Origin of the sequence: Wolbachia endosymbiont (group B) of Ischnura elegans (assembly GCF_947251585.1) — a bacterium.
Taxonomy (GTDB): Bacteria; Pseudomonadota; Alphaproteobacteria; order Rickettsiales; family Anaplasmataceae; genus Wolbachia.
Genome location: NZ_OX366371.1, coordinates 811,183 through 827,229, shown reverse-complemented (window position 1 = coordinate 827,229; position 16,047 = coordinate 811,183). Strand labels below are relative to the sequence as shown.

Annotated in this window: 17 protein-coding genes and 3 pseudogenes; 12 read left to right on the top strand and 8 right to left on the bottom strand. The window is 34.6% G+C overall.

The window, feature by feature from the left end:
* The first annotated feature begins 110 nt into the window (after window positions 1-110).
* From OPR58_RS04205 to OPR58_RS04190, 4 genes and pseudogenes are all read left to right on the top strand, one after another.
* Window positions 111-368 (top strand): phage tail assembly protein, encoded by a 258-nt coding sequence (locus tag OPR58_RS04205; RefSeq protein WP_265022487.1) that lies wholly within the window; start codon window positions 111-113, stop codon window positions 366-368.
* A 109-nt stretch (window positions 369-477) separates the two neighbouring features.
* A pseudogene (locus tag OPR58_RS04200) lies at window positions 478-1,194 on the top strand (phage tail tape measure protein); the annotation flags it as partial.
* A 137-nt stretch (window positions 1,195-1,331) separates the two neighbouring features.
* Window positions 1,332-1,520: a hypothetical protein gene (locus tag OPR58_RS04195; protein ID WP_038249248.1), complete on the top strand. Its 189-nt coding sequence runs from the start codon at window positions 1,332-1,334 to the stop codon at window positions 1,518-1,520.
* Entirely contained in the window at window positions 1,514-1,894 is a 381-nt protein-coding gene (locus OPR58_RS04190; RefSeq protein WP_265022244.1) for a recombinase family protein, read from the top strand. Before OPR58_RS04195 ends, OPR58_RS04190 begins: the two co-directional genes overlap by 7 nt.
* A 12-nt stretch (window positions 1,895-1,906) precedes the next feature.
* On the opposite strand, the gene OPR58_RS04185 is transcribed toward OPR58_RS04190, so the two are convergent.
* Window positions 1,907-2,866 (bottom strand): IS5 family transposase, encoded by a 960-nt coding sequence (locus tag OPR58_RS04185; RefSeq protein ID WP_265022212.1) that lies wholly within the window; start codon window positions 2,864-2,866, stop codon window positions 1,907-1,909.
* A gap of 94 nt (window positions 2,867-2,960) precedes the next feature.
* Here OPR58_RS04185 and OPR58_RS04180 point away from each other — a divergent pair, with 94 nt between their 5' ends.
* From OPR58_RS04180 to OPR58_RS04165, 4 genes and pseudogenes are all read left to right on the top strand, one after another.
* On the top strand, window positions 2,961-3,212 hold the full coding sequence (locus OPR58_RS04180; RefSeq protein WP_265023067.1) for a hypothetical protein: 252 nt from the start codon (window positions 2,961-2,963) through the stop codon (window positions 3,210-3,212).
* A gap of 12 nt (window positions 3,213-3,224) precedes the next feature.
* Complete coding sequence (locus OPR58_RS04175) at window positions 3,225-3,761, top strand: ankyrin repeat domain-containing protein (protein WP_265023066.1); 537 nt, start codon at window positions 3,225-3,227, stop codon at window positions 3,759-3,761.
* Window positions 3,762-3,821: 60 nt separating this feature from the next.
* Window positions 3,822-4,049 carry a hypothetical protein gene (locus OPR58_RS04170; RefSeq protein ID WP_265023065.1) on the top strand — a complete coding sequence of 76 codons (228 nt, stop codon included), beginning with the start codon at window positions 3,822-3,824 and terminating at the stop codon, window positions 4,047-4,049.
* A gap of 20 nt (window positions 4,050-4,069) precedes the next feature.
* Window positions 4,070-4,979 (top strand): annotated as a pseudogene (locus tag OPR58_RS04165) (patatin-like phospholipase family protein).
* 92 nt (window positions 4,980-5,071) lie between these two features.
* Here the strand turns inward: OPR58_RS04165 and wmk (OPR58_RS04160) are convergent.
* From wmk (OPR58_RS04160) to rnhA, 7 genes are all read right to left on the bottom strand, one after another.
* The gene (wmk, locus tag OPR58_RS04160; RefSeq protein WP_265023064.1) at window positions 5,072-5,965 is read right to left on the bottom strand and encodes a WO male-killing family protein Wmk; all 894 of its coding nucleotides are present in this window, start codon (window positions 5,963-5,965) and stop codon (window positions 5,072-5,074) included.
* Window positions 5,966-6,015: 50 nt separating this feature from the next.
* Window positions 6,016-6,942 (bottom strand): WO male-killing family protein Wmk, encoded by a 927-nt coding sequence (wmk, locus tag OPR58_RS04155; protein ID WP_265023063.1) that lies wholly within the window; start codon window positions 6,940-6,942, stop codon window positions 6,016-6,018.
* Between the two features lie 78 nt (window positions 6,943-7,020).
* Entirely contained in the window at window positions 7,021-8,157 is a 1,137-nt protein-coding gene (locus tag OPR58_RS04150; RefSeq protein ID WP_265023062.1) for a hypothetical protein, read from the bottom strand.
* A 101-nt stretch (window positions 8,158-8,258) separates the two neighbouring features.
* Window positions 8,259-8,915, bottom strand: coding sequence for a JAB domain-containing protein (locus OPR58_RS04145; RefSeq protein WP_143688814.1), 657 nt, complete (start codon window positions 8,913-8,915; stop codon window positions 8,259-8,261).
* 170 nt (window positions 8,916-9,085) lie between these two features.
* Window positions 9,086-10,015: a WO male-killing family protein Wmk gene (gene wmk, locus OPR58_RS04140; protein WP_265023061.1), complete on the bottom strand. Its 930-nt coding sequence runs from the start codon at window positions 10,013-10,015 to the stop codon at window positions 9,086-9,088.
* A gap of 68 nt (window positions 10,016-10,083) precedes the next feature.
* Window positions 10,084-11,874, bottom strand: coding sequence for a DNA mismatch repair endonuclease MutL (mutL, locus tag OPR58_RS04135; protein ID WP_265023060.1), 1,791 nt, complete (start codon window positions 11,872-11,874; stop codon window positions 10,084-10,086).
* A gap of 36 nt (window positions 11,875-11,910) precedes the next feature.
* Complete coding sequence (rnhA, locus tag OPR58_RS04130; RefSeq protein ID WP_265023059.1) at window positions 11,911-12,405, bottom strand: ribonuclease HI; 495 nt, start codon at window positions 12,403-12,405, stop codon at window positions 11,911-11,913.
* A 416-nt stretch (window positions 12,406-12,821) separates the two neighbouring features.
* On the opposite strand from rnhA, the pseudogene OPR58_RS11175 reads away from it, so the two are divergent.
* From OPR58_RS11175 to OPR58_RS04110, 4 genes and pseudogenes are all read left to right on the top strand, one after another.
* A pseudogene (locus tag OPR58_RS11175) lies at window positions 12,822-13,073 on the top strand (PD-(D/E)XK nuclease family transposase); the annotation flags it as partial.
* Window positions 13,074-13,708: 635 nt separating this feature from the next.
* On the top strand, window positions 13,709-14,410 hold the full coding sequence (locus OPR58_RS04120) for a reverse transcriptase N-terminal domain-containing protein (protein WP_265023057.1): 702 nt from the start codon (window positions 13,709-13,711) through the stop codon (window positions 14,408-14,410).
* Window positions 14,376-15,254, top strand: a complete 879-nt coding sequence (locus OPR58_RS04115; protein WP_320109905.1) for a group II intron maturase-specific domain-containing protein — start codon at window positions 14,376-14,378, stop codon at window positions 15,252-15,254. Before OPR58_RS04120 ends, OPR58_RS04115 begins: the two co-directional genes overlap by 35 nt.
* A complete protein-coding gene (locus OPR58_RS04110) occupies window positions 15,251-16,036 on the top strand; it encodes an Rpn family recombination-promoting nuclease/putative transposase (protein WP_265023056.1) in 786 nt (261 codons plus the stop codon). Before OPR58_RS04115 ends, OPR58_RS04110 begins: the two co-directional genes overlap by 4 nt.
* Window positions 16,037-16,047 lie beyond the last annotated feature (11 nt).

Sequence of the window (16,047 nt, the reverse complement as noted above, 5' to 3'; positions counted from 1 at the left end):
AGAAATTTAGTATGAAGGATCGTTAATCAAACACAAAAACTATAGTAAAAAAAATTAGTTATGTAAAAGCCGATATAGACTTTTATTTAATTAACTTTTTAAGGAGGAACATGCAAGCTATAACACTTAATAACCCAATAACAGTTGATGGAATTTCTGTTTCAGAACTTACCATTAGACGTCCAAAAGTTAGAGACTATTTGGCAATAGAACGCATTAATGGTAGTGACCTAAATAAGGAAGTGACTTTGACTGCCAACCTGACATCAGTTGCAAAAGAAGCAATTGAAGAGTTAGATATTGCTGATTATGTAAAAATGCAAGAAGTATTAAAGGATTTTTTTTCACCAATTATCCAAAAAACTTGAGATTAGAAATACTAGTGCTTGGCTCTATCATAGGTGGTGGAGTTGAGCACATTCTTGATATGGAATTTAACGAATTTATCTTATGGGCAGAAACAGCAAAGAGGTCTAAATGTCAACGTTATCTATAAAAATCGGAGCAGTCTTAGATGGCAGCTTTAATACTGTAATAAAAGGAAGTAGTAGTCAACTTACTCGTCTTGGTGAGAACATAAGAAAGCTTGACTCATCTTTAAAATCAGTATCAAAATTTAAGCAGTTGGGTAGTGATGTTTTAACTAGTAGAAGGTCATGGAAAGGTTTTGAGGATCAGGTAAAATCTTTAGCTAAACAAATGAAAGCAATAGAGAAACCAAGCAAAACTTTAAAAGCAGAATTTGACAAGGCCAAAACCTCCGCAATAAAAGCAAAAGAAGCATATTTGAAAAAGAGAGATGCTTTGCATTCATTTAATGAAGAAGTAAGAAAAAGTGGAAGAAATATTAAGTCATTAGTAAGTGATCAATATAAACTTGGTTCTTCTATTGAAGTGCTAAAAGGTAAGTATGGTAAGCTTGGGTCTGCAATACGTAGTCACCAAAGTTTTTTAGCAAGCAAAGCACATTTTAAGTCACAAATTATAGAGACTATTGGGCTAGGGCTAACGCTTGCAGCGCCAATTAAAGTTGCGATTGACTTTGAAAGTGCTATGGCTGATGTTAAGAAAGTCGTGCAATTTGATGAGGATGATGCAATTCATGATAAAAAAGCCGCAGAATTTGGTCAGAAATTAAAGGAATTATCACGTACAATACCACTATCGGCTACAGAGTTAGCACAAATAGCTGCAAGGACTCCGCCAACAATATTGCAATAAACCTGAAACTTGAGAAGACTATTTCTCGAAAGCTTCTACAAAAAGAACGGAGAGTTGAATTTATTTATAGAGCTAATGATCAAATAACCATATGTCTCGATGGATAATATATGGTAGAGCTCATGGGCAACAAGAAATTAATAGTGCGGATTAGTTGTAGTTATGAAGTAAATCGATTAGCAGAGTTGTATCTATTAGATGCATATGAAAAATTAGTGTTAAGTAAACCAATAAAAGCGAGCAAAAAGGAAGAAAACTCTGAATATAAGAAAGTAGATTTGAGGACGGTAAAATGGTAACAGTTAGTTTATATGCAAGAGTTTCTTCAGGGAGGCAAGCACAAGAAGATACAATAGCAAGCCAAATTGCTGCTATAGAGAATCAAATTAGTATGGATGGACATAAATTATTAAATGAATATAAATTTATTGATAATGGTTATAGTGGTTCTAACATAATCCGTCCTGGTTTGGAAAAATTACGTGATAAAATAGCAGAAGGTAACATTGATAAGGTTTATATTCATTCTCCTGATCGTTTATCTCGTAAGTATGCATATCAGATGATATTACTTGAAGAGTTTAAGAAATTAGGAGTGGAAGTCATTTTTTTAAATTATCAAATTAGCGATAATCCAGAATGGCTTTGTTGCATAGCACTGATAGGCATGTAAATCACAATGAACTTACGCAGCTAATTTAAATTTAGCCATACCAATATCAGTAAATTTGTTCAGTAAGTAGCACTTAATTAACAGCTCTTTTTCACGATTTACCTCTGATTTATTTTTCAAGCCAAACCCAAATATTTGCTTCAACCTATAGAAAAAGACTTCAATATAAGACCGTGCTCCATACTTAACTTTTTTCTTCCATTCATTAATACCATCTTCATAATTCTCATATGACCTAATTCTACTAATATACTTGTTTCTTTCTGATAAGTAGTCAGCTAAACAAATTTTAGTATCCTTCCTAGGGCGAATAATAGGCACAATATTGTATTTTCTGCATTCTTTATACACACTTTTTATATCATAAGCCGCATCTGCTCGAATAGAACAAATGTTATATTTATCACTGACTTCTTCTAACATATCGCAGACCGGCAAATAGTCTACAGCAACACCACTAGTGTAGTTCATGCTTATTGCTTTCTTATCATTTATGTTTAAAATAACATGTAATTTTCTTACTTGACCATAACCACTGTATTTTCTTTTTCGAATATTAAGCTTACTATGCCCACCGTTATTATTGTAGATACTAACTCTAGTGCTATCTACGGCAATTTCAACATTTTCCAGATCATCTTTATTGCTTCTATGGTCATCAATCTTCAAATTAAGCTTTTTAAATCTTCTGGAAGCTTGTGTATAGCTGATAATCTTAAGTTTTTTGCCTATTTGTACCATATAACCTTTTACAAAACCTACAGCTTGTCTCAAGCCAATTCTAAAAAGATGAACTATTATGTGTATTAAAATTACAACTTTATCACTATAAGTGTTATTGCCACCTGCAACTTTTGGACTATTTTCATACCAATTTTCTATGGCTTGATTAACAAAATGAAAAACATTTCCTCTTTTTTTTAGAAACTCATTATATTCTCTTTGGTTACTTACTCTCATTTTTTGTGGCATAAGTTATACTTGTTTGAAAAATGCCTATTTTACAACAAAATGCGTTAGTAACCATAAGCTTTTCTCCTTACAATAACCTCAACCAACACTAGCTATGCAACAAAGCCATGTAGAATCAGCAATCAGTGCAGCAAATGCTAAGTTAAAACAACTAAAGCGAAATAATGCAGTATTGGATATCACTATGCCTGGTAATCCAGAACTATTTGCAGAGGCGAAACTTAGCTTATTAGAATTTCATCAAGATATAGACGGTGAGTGGATAATTGACAGAGCAGAACATGTGTTAGATAGTTCAGGTTATCGCACTGTGGTATCAGCATCAACGTTAAGAAAAAATAAGTAAAACAAATATTTAATGTTGAAAAAAGTATTAAATATGAATAGAGACTCAAGAAATAAGCTACATTTTTGGTGGTGTATAACAATGATAATATGTGTTGTTATTACCTATTGCTACATGAAGGCAAAAGCTACAGACAATTATAAAACAATATTGCGGATTGCTTCTAAGAACTGTAGCCTAGAAGTAGTAAAATTTTCAGCAAATAATCTATTAGATATTAATACACAGATTCCCGAATTAACAGCATTACATTATGCATCAGGTGCAGGATGTTTGGAAGTTGTTAAATTTCTAATAGAGGAAGGAGCTGATATAAACACAGCAAAATATGAAAAATGGACAGCATTACATGCAGCTTCATACAAAGGTAACTTAGAGATAATTAAACTTTTGTTAGAAAAAGGTGCAAACCCTAACATTAGAGACACAGATGGGAAAAACCCAAGAGATGTAGCTGTACTAAGATCACGGCATAACAAAGATAAACCGTACGATGAAATTATACACTTGCTCTATAATGCTGAAAAGAAACACGAGTCTGAGCGGTAATATTTCGTAACTGGAAACAAGAAGTAGTTGAAAATTTTTTATTACACAATTAGGAGAAACATGCAAAATCAAAAAATTCCAATAGCGGTAATAATAACAATGGTTGTACAGACTGTAGCATTCATATGGTGGTTATCCAAGCTAGACTCAAGGGTACAACTTCACAATAAGCTCATTGAATATGGTTTAATGGAAAAAGTGTTAGTACTTGAGGAGAGGGTAAAAAATCTTTCTGAAGAATTAGATGAGTTTAAATTGCAGGTTTTAAGCGGAAAAATTAAATCTTAATACCTCTACCTAAACTTACAATGATTAAATACATTTTATCCGTTGATGGAGGTGGAATTAGAGGAATCATTCCTGCCATCATTCTAGCAGAAATAGAAAAAAGAACAAGAAAGAGGGTAGCTGAAATCTTTCACTTAATGGCAGGAACCTCAACTGGTGGAATTGTTATAGCAGGATTATGTAAAAAAGATAAACCTCAATATTCTGCTAATGATTTAGTCGAGTTCTATCGGGAATATGGACCATATATTTTTAAGTCTTCATTTTTTAGGCGATCAATATTATCTTGGTTTAACTGTGCACAATACCCACATAAAAATATTGAATTTGTACTGGATAAATATTTTGGCGATGATATCCTTAAAAACACTTTAAGTAATGTGTTGATTACGAGTTACGATATTCAGAATAACTGCCCATTTTTCTTCAAAAGCTGGAAAGAAGGTAATATTAAGCTAAAAGATGCACTCAGAGCTGCAACGGCTGCACCTACTTAACTTTACACCTAAATATCTTAAAATCAACCACAAGGAAATGGTATTAGTGGATGGCGGGGTATTTGCGAATAATCCAGCGGCTTGTGCATATGCAAGTGGTAAGAGGTTATTTCCAAATGATGATATTCTACTGTTATCGATAGGTACTGGAAGAACAGATAGAAGCATAGCCAATTCAAAGAGATTTGGAAAAATAGGCTGGGTAAAACCACTACTACATGTGATGTTTGCCTCAAGTTTAGATGCAGTAAATTACCAACTTGATCAAGTTATAGCTGATAAATATATACGCATACAATCGCAATTGAAAATAGCATCACCTGACATGGATAATATTACATCAAAAAATATCAAATCTCTTCAGCAAGAGGCAAAGGCAATGATAGAGGACAATCAGGAACTGATAGATAAATTCTGTGATGTTTTATCTTGATACGTAGAAATGCCAAAAAAATTCTGCAGAGCTAAATAAGGGTTTAGAATAGATAATATATTAACCATTTTTACTTATATCTTAAACATAATTCAATTTTCACACTCATCAACAGTTAGGCCACTTGCTCGCAAAATAACATCAGTAGAAACACCCGCCTTCACTAGATTTTTTGCAACCCTGATTTTCTCTGCTTTTTTAACTTTTTCCTTGCCACTTTTCATATCTTCAGATAGAGATTTGACTAATGATTCTTGTTCTCCGTACTCATCCATTAAACTCAATAGCTTTTTGCTTTCTCTTGTTTTAGGTAGCAGAACTTTAATATTCACTGATAATCCTTCTGCTATTTGATATAATTTATCAAATGATATGGCAGTGTATCCTATTTCATACTCGTGTATTTCCTTGAGTGTTAAACCAACTTTGTTTGCTAAATCTTCCTGAGTATACCTTTTTATCAATCTCCATTCTCTTATTCTTTCTCCTATTCTGTAATATATAGAATCAGTGCAGATTTCTCTCTCTGTACTATCATACTCGTAAATAGATAAACCCGTTGCCTGGGAAATTATGTCAACTGACACTCCTTCTTTAACTAGATTTTTTGCTATATCTAACCTAGCCTCTTCTTGATCAATTTTTTCACTAATATAAACAAACCTGACTAATGAAGGTACTATCTTACCTAACTTTTGATTCTCGTATATTTTCGTTAGATAGAGTATTTCTTCGTCTTCATCTTTATACTCTCTTACTGTTATTGGTTTAGGTAATAGATCTACAGCATTAACTGATAATACTCTCGCTATTACATATAGTACTCCAATTGGAATAGGAGTATAACCATTCTCATAGCTGTTCACTTCTTGGTATGTTAAACCTACTTGACCTGCTAATCCTATTTGAGTATGACCTCGCATTAACCTACAATTTTCTATTTTTTGCCCTATTCCATAACTAACATTGCTTGCAGAAACAAACACATATACCTCCTTTTAAGAAAAAAACTTTATTGCTATAATTTTTTCACGAGCTACCCATCTAAAACTATATCAACAGGTAAACCTACCGCTTGCAAAATAATATCAATAGAAATTCCCCCTTTTACTAGATCTCTTGCAACTTTGATTCTTTCCGCTTTCCTCACTTTTTCTTCACAAATCCGTATGCCTTCAAACAAAGATTTTATTAGTGCATTACGTAGTTCTTGGCTCTCAATTTCTTTGTATTCTTTAATCAAATCAGGTAGCTCATTTTCTACTCTACTACCTTCATCTTCTTCTATTAGTAGATCTGTAATGCTAATTGATAATGTTTCCGCTATTGCATACAATTTTTCCAGTGGAATAACCACACGTCCTTGCTCATAGTTACTTATTTCATCACGTGTTGTAGTCATTTTCTCTGCTAAATCCTTTTGAGTGTACTCTCTCACTAGCCTCCATTCTTTTATCTTTTTTCCTATTTGGTAGTAGATAGAACCTGTTTTTTCTTCAACACACTCATTAGCAGAGAGGCCAATTGCTTGTGAAACAATATCAACAGAAATTCCTGCTTTAACCAGACCATTTGCAATTTTTATTTTTTCCGATTTTCTACTACTTTTCTCACTAACTTGAGCAAATTTGGTTAGCAAACAAAACATTCTACGTAACTCCTGATCATTAATCTTTTTATATTCTCTTACTAGATTTAATATTTCTCCTTCCTCATTCTTAAAGCCGATTTTCTCCTTTGATGCAGGAATGAGATCAGTGATACTTACTGACAATGCTTCTGCTATAGCGTACAACCTTTCGATTGAAATTCTACGGTTCCCTTTCTCATATTGCAGTATTACCCAGTACTTTACACCAATTTTCTCCGCTAAATCCTTCTGAGTATAACCTCTCTCTAACCTCCAATTTTTCACTTTTTCCCCTACTTCACAGTCTAGACTTTTTTCCACGCAAAAAACCATATATATAATATTTTCTACTATAGCTCAGATATAACGGTAGAAAAAGACTCTGGAACCTTAAAGTTTGCTGTAGACGCATTAAAGTTCCCTAAAGGTTTCTTTACTACCTCCACATACCCTATTTACCCATGAAGACAATACTTCATCATTGCTAATCTCTTTTATAGCATACTTTTCATTCCATATGCCACATCTAGTGAAATTACCTCTTTCTACCACTTCCTTAAGCTTCACTCCCCCAAAGAGGCAATTTTTTCCAATTTCTTCGCCTCTTTTTTGTAACTCAGCCCACATTTCCTTGTTTTCTACTCTGACTTGTACTTGATCATATTTTTTTACATCGTGGTACAATATAACATTTAGCTTACCAATGCTCGTAGGAAACTCTAATATAATAGAGCTTTCATCTGACATATCGATATAGTTTCTTATACCTCCCTTCTCACTTTTAACCTCAACTGCATCATTGCCAATTTTTAAAATATTACTTCCTAACTCTCTCAGTATTTTGGCTACCTCTACCTTGCTATTATCAGAAAATTCTATATACGATGTTGTATTGTCTATCTCAACATCTATTAATTCTCCTTCTTGCACAGCATTTTCGCCAGCTTCCTCTAGCTCTTCTAGTTGCTTATCTATCTGTGGCTGAACTTCTGGCTGTAGCTCATTATAGATTTCACCTATCAGTTTATTCTGCAGTAAAGTATCATGAAACTCTGCACCGCTTAGCATTAATTTACGTATTAGCTTTTTTCGATCACTTTTTTCTAATCTGTGAAAATGTGTACCTAATACTACATATTCTGCAAAACTCCATTCGCCATCATTACATGCATTTAGCCTTGCTCCAGCAGCTAGCGCTTCGTCTACAGCCTTGTGCAGTTCATTTGGACTTTTTGCTCTTACCACAGCACTTTTAAGCCAGCTCAACTTTTCTGCACTTGGCTTTATTTTTTGCAAAGCTGAAGCAAATGGATTCAACCCTTCTGGATAATCTGCTTGATTACTCAAAGGTTTTGTGCCATATATGTAGTCAAGTCCTTTTCCATAGTTGATTTTGTTTTCGTGAACGTTTCTGCTAGGGAAAGGCATTGTATCTTCCGGTTTTATCTCCTTCTGATTATCAATTTTGCTCACAAACTTAGACTGCTTTATATCAACGCCTTCAAGAGCACCAAATATTTTCTTCAATAACTTGTCTTTACTAGTCATATAACCCCCATATTAAAAATACTTTTTAAGTATATAAATCTTATTTATACATTATATTACTCAGTATAAATTATAATGAGTAGATTTGCAAATACTTTCTACTATAACAATCCGTTCTCTCGAAAGCTGAAATAGCCTCCACTTGTGATGATAATATGGTCAAACAATTTTACGCTTACAGTACTACATGCTGCTGCTAAGCTCTTCGTTACTTCTTGATCTTCTTCTGATGGTTCTAAACTTCCCCCAGGGTGGTTATGTGACATTATTATGAATGTTGCATTCTTTATTAATGCTTTTCTTATAATTTCCTTTATGTACACCGGTGCTTTTTCCATTTCACCAATATAGAGTTCTTCTCCGATTAATTGGCGCCTGTTATTCAAGTACAGTATTTTTACACATTCCCTTTCTGAGTGACCTATGCTTACGTTCAAGTACTCTACTAGACCTTGTAAGTCCATTACTGGCTCACTCTTGAGCTTTTCTCTGAGCACCCTTTCTAGTGTTTCCTTAACACACATAATCATTGCTACTGCAGAATCAGTCACTCCTTCTATAACTTTCAGGTCATCCATTTCTCGGCCTAAAATCCTTCCTACTCCCGTATAAGTATTCACCAGATTTTTAGCAATTTCTTGAGCCTGCGGCCTTTCATGTACTGCACTTAGAAACGTTTCCATTATTTCACGATCAAGTAGTGCTTTGCCTTTGCTTTCTAATATTCTGAATTCTATTTCTTCTTTACTTTTATTCATATAATTTACCCTTCACTAACAACAAACTTTTTTTAATTATTTACTGCTGTTTTTTTATCAGCATTGGCATAGAGCCATAGCTTCCGAGTGAAGTCAAATCAATTTCTCAATCTTTTTTACTTATTTTTTCATCTAGGAGTAAAGATATTAATATATACTGATTTTTTATTTTAAATCTGTTGAATTTCTCCTAAAGAGAGGCATGTTATTTGCAAAATAATATCGGTAGAAATTCCTCCTTTCACTAAATCCTTTGCAATTTTCATCTTTTCTGCTCTTTTCACTTTTTCTTCGCAAATTTGTATGCTTTCAAACAGAGATTTTATTAGCGCATAGCGTAATTCTTGACTCTCAATTTTTTTGTATTCTTTTATTAAATCAGGTACCACTTTATCATCTGCATCTTCTGTTAGCTCAAGTAGGTCCATAATATTAATCGATAATGCCTTTGCTATCTCATATAATTTATCAAGTGGAACAGCAACCCTTCCTTGTTCATAATTGCTTATTTCATCACGTGTTGTAACCATTTTCTCTGCTAAATCCTTCTGAGTATATTCCCGTACTGCCCTCCATTCTTTTATCTTTTTTCCTATTTGGCAGTAGATAGAACCAACTTTTTCTTCAACACATTCATCAGCAGAGAGACCTATTGTTTTTGCAACGATATCAACAGAAATTCCTTCTTTAACCAAACCCTTTGCAATTTTTACTTTCTCTGCTTTCCTACTACTTTTTTCACTGACTTGGATAAATTTGGTTAGCAAACAAAACATTCTACGTAACTCCTGATCATTAATCTTTTTATATTCTCTTACTAGATTTAATATCTCTTCTTCCTCATACCTTTCCTCATTTGATACTTCTTGTCCGCAAGCTAGATCTCTAGCAGTTGTTGATAATGCTTCTGCTAATTCATATAACTTCTTAATTGAAATTCTGCGTGTTCCTTTTTCATATTGCAGTATTACCTGATATGTTGTTCCGATTTTTTTTGCTAAATCTTTTTGAGTATATCCCTTTGCTAATCTACGATTTCTTACTTCCTGTCCTATCACTTTGTAATCTAAAAAATTAGAGCATTTGTTCTCTTTTTTCACATTTTATACTCCATAACCAGAAGAGCTGTTACGTATACTTAATTGGCAACCTTTTTGACAAACTGAACTCATCTCCTTTCAAACAATTTTTCTATATCACTTAGTTTCATTTCTATATACGTTGGTCTTCCGTGATCAGAATATGGAGTTTTCTCAATTTGTCTTAGTATCTCATTCATCTCTTCCAATTTCATTTTTCTTCCTGCTCCGTGGCAAGCGATTATGGATGATATTTTGTTCACCTTATCCTCTATTGGTAGCGTATCTTCTATTTCCATTAACTTATCTACTATATCAACTAGCATCTCTTTTATATCTATTGTTCCCAAGATTGCAGGTATTTCTTTTACCCTTACTTTATCTTCTGATTCTATTTCAATACCAAAACCCATTTCAAAAAGCTTATCTTTATAAGTTTTAACCATCTCCATTCCAGCTTGGTTTTTAATTTCAACTATTTCAGGAATGAGAAGTTTTTGTCTTTTTATGCTTGTTAAGCACTCGTATATCAATCTCTCATAGGCTGCATGTTGATCTACTATAATCAGCCTATCTCCAGCCTCAGCAATAATGTAAGTATTGTAGACCTGACAGCGTGCATATCCTAGAGGGTGATCCTCTATCAAATCAATTTGCTTCCTTTCTAAAACCATCGTTCCCTTTTGGGCTGGGGATTCTCCATACTTAAAAGTTTCTGGTAAGCTTTGCCTTCTTTCATCTGGTGCATTGAATTCTTTCATTAAACGATTTTCTAAAAGACTTGGCCTCTTTTCATAAAACTCTTTTTGATCTTTTTTCTCTTGACTATCAACCTGCTCTTGGCTTTTACTATCATTAAAAATTAGCTCCTCTTCAATACCTTGATCACCCGCTGCAAATCTCGTTGATAGTGTTTTTATTATTCCTCTTCTCACTATTTCATATACTAGCCTCTTGTTCTGAAACCTTACCTCTGATTTATTTGGATGCACATTTACATCTACTTGATCGTATGGTATCTCTAAGTGCAGCACTGCAAAAGGATACCTCCCACTTGGAATAAAGTCCTGATACGCATATCGAATTGCACCAATAAGTAGATTGTCTTTTATTGGCCTTCCATTAACAAACGTATAGATCTGAGTTGAATTACCACGACTAATAGTTGGTTTACAGATGTGTCCCGTAAGTTTGATGCCGTCTTCTTCCTCTTTAACTTCCAGCGAATTGCTCTGAAATTCTTCTTCTGTTTCACATAATCTGTTAAATAATGAAGTTTGCTTAACATATTTTAAGAGCTTTTTATTACCGGAAGTGAGAGTAAACCCAATACTATAGTTAATCATTGCTAAGTTATTTACAATGTCAACAATGCTTTGTGTTTCTGCCCTCTCGGTTTTTAGAAATTTTAATCTATTTGGTGTGGCAAAAAATAAGTCACGAATTTCAATATATGTACCTTGCAACAAAGAACAAGGGATAATCTCTCTTATTTTTTCTCCTCCCTCATATCTTATAGACCATGCTTCCTTTGCTCCACTTGCCTTAGATGATAATTTCATTTTGCTTACTGCTGCAATTGAAGGCAGAGCCTCTCCTCTAAAGCCAAGATGTCTGATCTCTATTAACTCACTATCACTTAATTTTGAAGTGGCATGCCTCATAAGTGCTAGTTCCAGATCGTTCTTTTCTATTCCATTTCCATCATCTGTCACAGTTATAAGGTTACGTCCACCACTTTCTATTTTGATCTCTATCTCTGAACTTCCAGCATCTATTGCATTTTCTACTAATTCCTTTACTACACTCGCTGGCCTTTCTATTACCTCTCCTGCTGCTATACGGTTTATAGTTTTTGTGTCTAAAAGAATTATTGCCATAACACTCCCTCCAATTTATGAAACTTAGAGCTCCCTCTATTTTTTTTTTTGTGATTTCTTGATCTCACAATCTCTATATTTTAGCTTTTTAGATTCCTTTCTAGCAAGTCTATCTGCCTCTTCATTATAGGTATTACCACTGTGAGCCTTAACCCACTTCCAGTTAATATCATGCTGCAAGACAATTTCATCCAATTCTTTCCATAACTCAACGTTTTTTACTGATTTTTTATTGGCTGTCTTCCAACCATTTGTTCTCCACTTATTGATCCACTCTGTTATACCTTGTTTAATATACTGACTATCAGTGTGTAAAACAACTTTGCAAGAAACTTTCAACATCTTTAGCCCGTTAACCACAGCCTTTAACTCCATCTTGTTGTTCGTTGTGTTTTCTTCACCTCCAGAGATACGTTTTTTGATAAAGACACTTTTATTTTCATACATCATCACAGCTGCCCATCCACCAGGACCTGGATTTCCAGAACATGCTCCATCTGTATATATTATAACCTTCTTTTTTTCGCCCATACTTACAGAATATAGATTCAACGTAAATTTGCTACCGAAATGTTGACATTAAGTTTCAAGATCTTTATCATGTAAAGGTGTGGGAGGCTAATGAACCTGTCCTCACGATGTTAGGTAAATCGTAATTGAGCTTTTGGGCTCGTGTTTTTATTAGGAGGTTAGTCTCTCATAACCAAAATAATTGTTTTTAAAGCTCTTTATAGCTCATGAATTCATTTGCTGGGGTTTGTAGAGGGAGTTGTAAAAGATGATAAAATATAACATTAAGGTGCGTGGTAGCATTCTATGGTCATTTATGAGGGTAGTTTTTTGCCGACTCTTGAAATTTAGCTAACCTTAATAGGCTTTAGTACAAAAACGTTGAATATTTCTTCACAATTGTGTATAATTATTAAAGCTTTTTAGGTTAATTCGTCATGGCTCTTTCGAAATTTCTTGATCCAAAAAACGACCTTAGTTTTAAGAAAATATTTGGCTCTGAAAAGAATAAAAATATCCTCATCCTCATCCACTTCCTCAACGATATCTTGGACTTTTCTACTTCTGATCAAATAATAGAAATTGAATTCCTCAGTACTATCATGGATCCTGAAATTGCCTCTGACAAACAAAGCATTGTTGATGTTCTTTGCAAAGACTCCATTGGTAATAGATTTGTCATCGAAATGGTGCGACCTGAAAGCCTTCGGTCATATTGTTTAAAAGGAGAGGAATTCATTCAGAAAGAAACTGAAAGGATTCTAAAGCTTATTGAACCAGATGTTTTGCCATCTGAGTCTACGCATCAGTGCGAATTGGGTAACCAGTTGGTGCCGAGCGACGCGGACAATGAACCTCCTCTTGATAAAGAAGATGCTCAATCGTGAGAGAAAGCATAAACTACAAGCATCATGTGGTTGGAGGGCTAGGCTTAGTGGTATGGTGAACGTAAGTGAAGCTTCATAAGTATCGTAACGATTAAAGAGCTAAAGATGCTGATAAGCTCCGACCAAAAGGTAATGTGGATGAGTTACATTTTTCATTTCTGGATGTACGCAAATAATAATTCCACCGGTATAGAGAAGCCACCTAACCCACTATTGTATGACAAAAGGAACAGGATAAGCCTGTATTTTCGCCTATATGGCAGGCAACCCGCAAGGAATGCTGATGGATGTGCAGGTAAAGGATAATGGAGAAAGCGAATGCCATTTTGTAACGAAATGGATAGAATTTGTAACATTAATTCGCGTGAAAACGAGCAGACTTCCATTTGGTCCCTCATGACAAGAAACTTTGTTAACCACTTAAGGTAGGAAAGCAGATGATTACAAGTACAACTGTAAGTGCACCTACCAATAACTCCGAAGCATGGAACCAGTTACCCTGGAAGAAATGCCAAAAAGTTGTTATGAGGCTACAGAGGCGTATTGTTAAGGCTGTCCAACAAGGCAGATGGGGTAAGGTGAAAACTTTACAACACCTTCTCACACGCTCTTTTAGCGGCAAAGCTTTGGCGGTTAAGAGAGTAACTGAAAACCAAGGAAAAAACACAGCAGGTGTAGATCGTCAAATATGGTCAACTTGCAACACAAAATTTCAAGGAATAAAGCTATTAAAACAAAGAGGATACAAACCTTCTCCGCTAAAACGGATATACATCAGTAAGTCTAATGGCAAAAGAAGACCTCTTGGAATCCCTACGATAAAAGATAGAGCCATGCAAGCATTATACTTGTTTGCTTTGGAACCGATAGCTGAAACGATCAGTGATCGTCACTCTTATGGTTTTAGACCAAAAAGATCCTGCGCAGACGCTACTGTGGCTTGTCACTTGTTACTGGCAAGCCGTAACCAACTACAATGGATACTCGAAGGTGATATTAAAGGGTGTTTTGATAACATTAACCATGAATGGCTCATGAAGCATATTCCTATGGAGAAGAAAATTCTTCATAGCTGGTTAAAAGCTGGCTTCCTAGAATCAAAATCTGTATTCCACAACTGCAGGTACCCCACAAGGTAGTATCATCTCTCCAATACTAGCAAATCTAGCCCTAAATGGACTTGAAAAATCATTGGAAAGTCAATTTGGTAAACTTGGCAGTAAAAGAAGAAGCAAAATCAGAAGTGGAGTAAATGTAATCAGGTACGCAGATGACTTTATCATTTCAGGAATCACACGTGAAGTACTGGAAAATGAAGTAAAACCTCTAGTATCGTCCTTTCTTCAGGAGAGAGGTCTTATCCTTTCCGAAGAGAAAACAAAAATTACATCTATTACAACAGGGTTTGACTTTCTTGGTTGTAATGTACGCAGGTATAATAAGAAGTTAATTATAAAACCTTCAAAAGAAAGTATTAAGAAACTTCTTAATAAAGCACGTACATTGATAAAGGCAAACATAGCGAACACTCAGGCCGTACTAATCAAGTTGCTCAATTCCCTATTAAGGGGATGGGGAAATTACTACAGCCATGTGTGTGCGAAAAGAGCTTTTAACAAAATAGACCATGAAATTATGTGTGCTCTATGGAAATGGGCAAAGAAAAGACATCCTCGTAAAGGATTACGTTGGATAAAGAATCGTTACTTCAAGGTAATGAAACAACGCCAATGGGTCTTTGCTGCACCCATATGCAAGAACAAACCGAAAGAGATAAGGTATTTAAGACTGCTTAGGTTGATTGATATACCTATCAGACGACATGTTAAAATCAGGGCGGATGCAAATCCACTTGACTTAAAATGGAAAAAGTATTTTGATGAAAGAGTGAAACAAACAAAAATGTTAGCAAGCTCTTTCTCAAGAGAAGGTTCTCTACTGTTGGTGTCACCATTAAGAATGATGTTTTCTGAGGAATCATGAAGGACAAGCCGGTTCGAGAAAAGAAGGACTTAGATAAGGGGCTCAAGCGTAGTGTGGGGAAACCTGCATGCTGCGTTTCTAAGGGAGGGAGTAGTAGCAATACTACTTCCTTACCTAACCAACTCGCTCGTGATAAAGGCTTCGAAAAACGGGCTCAATTATATGCTGCTAAGGCTTACTCAAGACAATTAGATAAATCTGGTAATTACATTGATCTTCAGAAAGTCTTTTTTATTGCTATTTCCAATTGTAACCTTCTGCCTGGAGAAGTTGACTATATTTCTACTCATAATATACGGGATATCAAAACCAATGGTCATTACTTAAAAGATCTACAATTTGTCTTTATTGAGTTGCCTAAGTTTTCAAAAAATAAGGTAGAGCAATTAGAGAATACTACAGAGAGATGGTGTTTCTTTTTTAAATACGCAGAAGAAACAACTGAAGAAGATCTAAAAAAGATAGCAGCAGAAGCTCCGATAATAAAGCTAGCATATGATGAATTAGACAGGTTTCGCTGGAATGAAAAGGATTTGATCGCATATGAAGAAAGAATATTGAGCGTGCAGAAAGAAAAGGCTATCCTTGCTCAAAAACTCGATGATGCTACTCACAAAGGTAGACAAGAAGGTATCCTAATCGGCGAAGAAAAGGGCAGAAAAGCAGAGAAAATTGAGGTTGCAAAGAATCTACTTAAAGCAGGAGTTTCTATTGACATTATAACTCAAACTACTGGTCTTTCTGTTGATTATATTGAGAAAATTCAAGAAAAGAAGTTTTAGCCATAACGTTT

Excerpts from the sequence above, each read along its gene's own strand:
- OPR58_RS04110 (WP_265023056.1), top strand. The coding sequence starts at position 15,251 with ATGAAGGACAAGCCGGTTCGAGAAAAGAAGGACTTAGATAAGGGGCTC.
- OPR58_RS04190 (WP_265022244.1), top strand. The coding sequence starts at position 1,514 with ATGGTAACAGTTAGTTTATATGCAAGAGTTTCTTCAGGGAGGCAAGCA.
- OPR58_RS04150 (WP_265023062.1), bottom strand. The coding sequence starts at position 8,157 with ATGACTAGTAAAGACAAGTTATTGAAGAAAATATTTGGTGCTCTTGAA.
- OPR58_RS04180 (WP_265023067.1), top strand. The coding sequence starts at position 2,961 with ATGCAACAAAGCCATGTAGAATCAGCAATCAGTGCAGCAAATGCTAAG.
- rnhA (WP_265023059.1), bottom strand. The coding sequence starts at position 12,405 with ATGGGCGAAAAAAAGAAGGTTATAATATATACAGATGGAGCATGTTCT.
- OPR58_RS04175 (WP_265023066.1), top strand. The coding sequence starts at position 3,225 with ATGTTGAAAAAAGTATTAAATATGAATAGAGACTCAAGAAATAAGCTA.
- OPR58_RS04145 (WP_143688814.1), bottom strand. The coding sequence starts at position 8,915 with ATGAATAAAAGTAAAGAAGAAATAGAATTCAGAATATTAGAAAGCAAA.
- OPR58_RS04185 (WP_265022212.1), bottom strand. The coding sequence starts at position 2,866 with ATGCCACAAAAAATGAGAGTAAGTAACCAAAGAGAATATAATGAGTTT.
- OPR58_RS04170 (WP_265023065.1), top strand. The coding sequence starts at position 3,822 with ATGCAAAATCAAAAAATTCCAATAGCGGTAATAATAACAATGGTTGTA.
- wmk (WP_265023063.1), bottom strand. The coding sequence starts at position 6,942 with ATGGTTTTTTGCGTGGAAAAAAGTCTAGACTGTGAAGTAGGGGAAAAA.
- OPR58_RS04195 (WP_038249248.1), top strand. The coding sequence starts at position 1,332 with ATGGTAGAGCTCATGGGCAACAAGAAATTAATAGTGCGGATTAGTTGT.
- OPR58_RS04205 (WP_265022487.1), top strand. The coding sequence starts at position 111 with ATGCAAGCTATAACACTTAATAACCCAATAACAGTTGATGGAATTTCT.
- mutL (WP_265023060.1), bottom strand. The coding sequence starts at position 11,874 with ATGGCAATAATTCTTTTAGACACAAAAACTATAAACCGTATAGCAGCA.
- OPR58_RS04120 (WP_265023057.1), top strand. The coding sequence starts at position 13,709 with ATGATTACAAGTACAACTGTAAGTGCACCTACCAATAACTCCGAAGCA.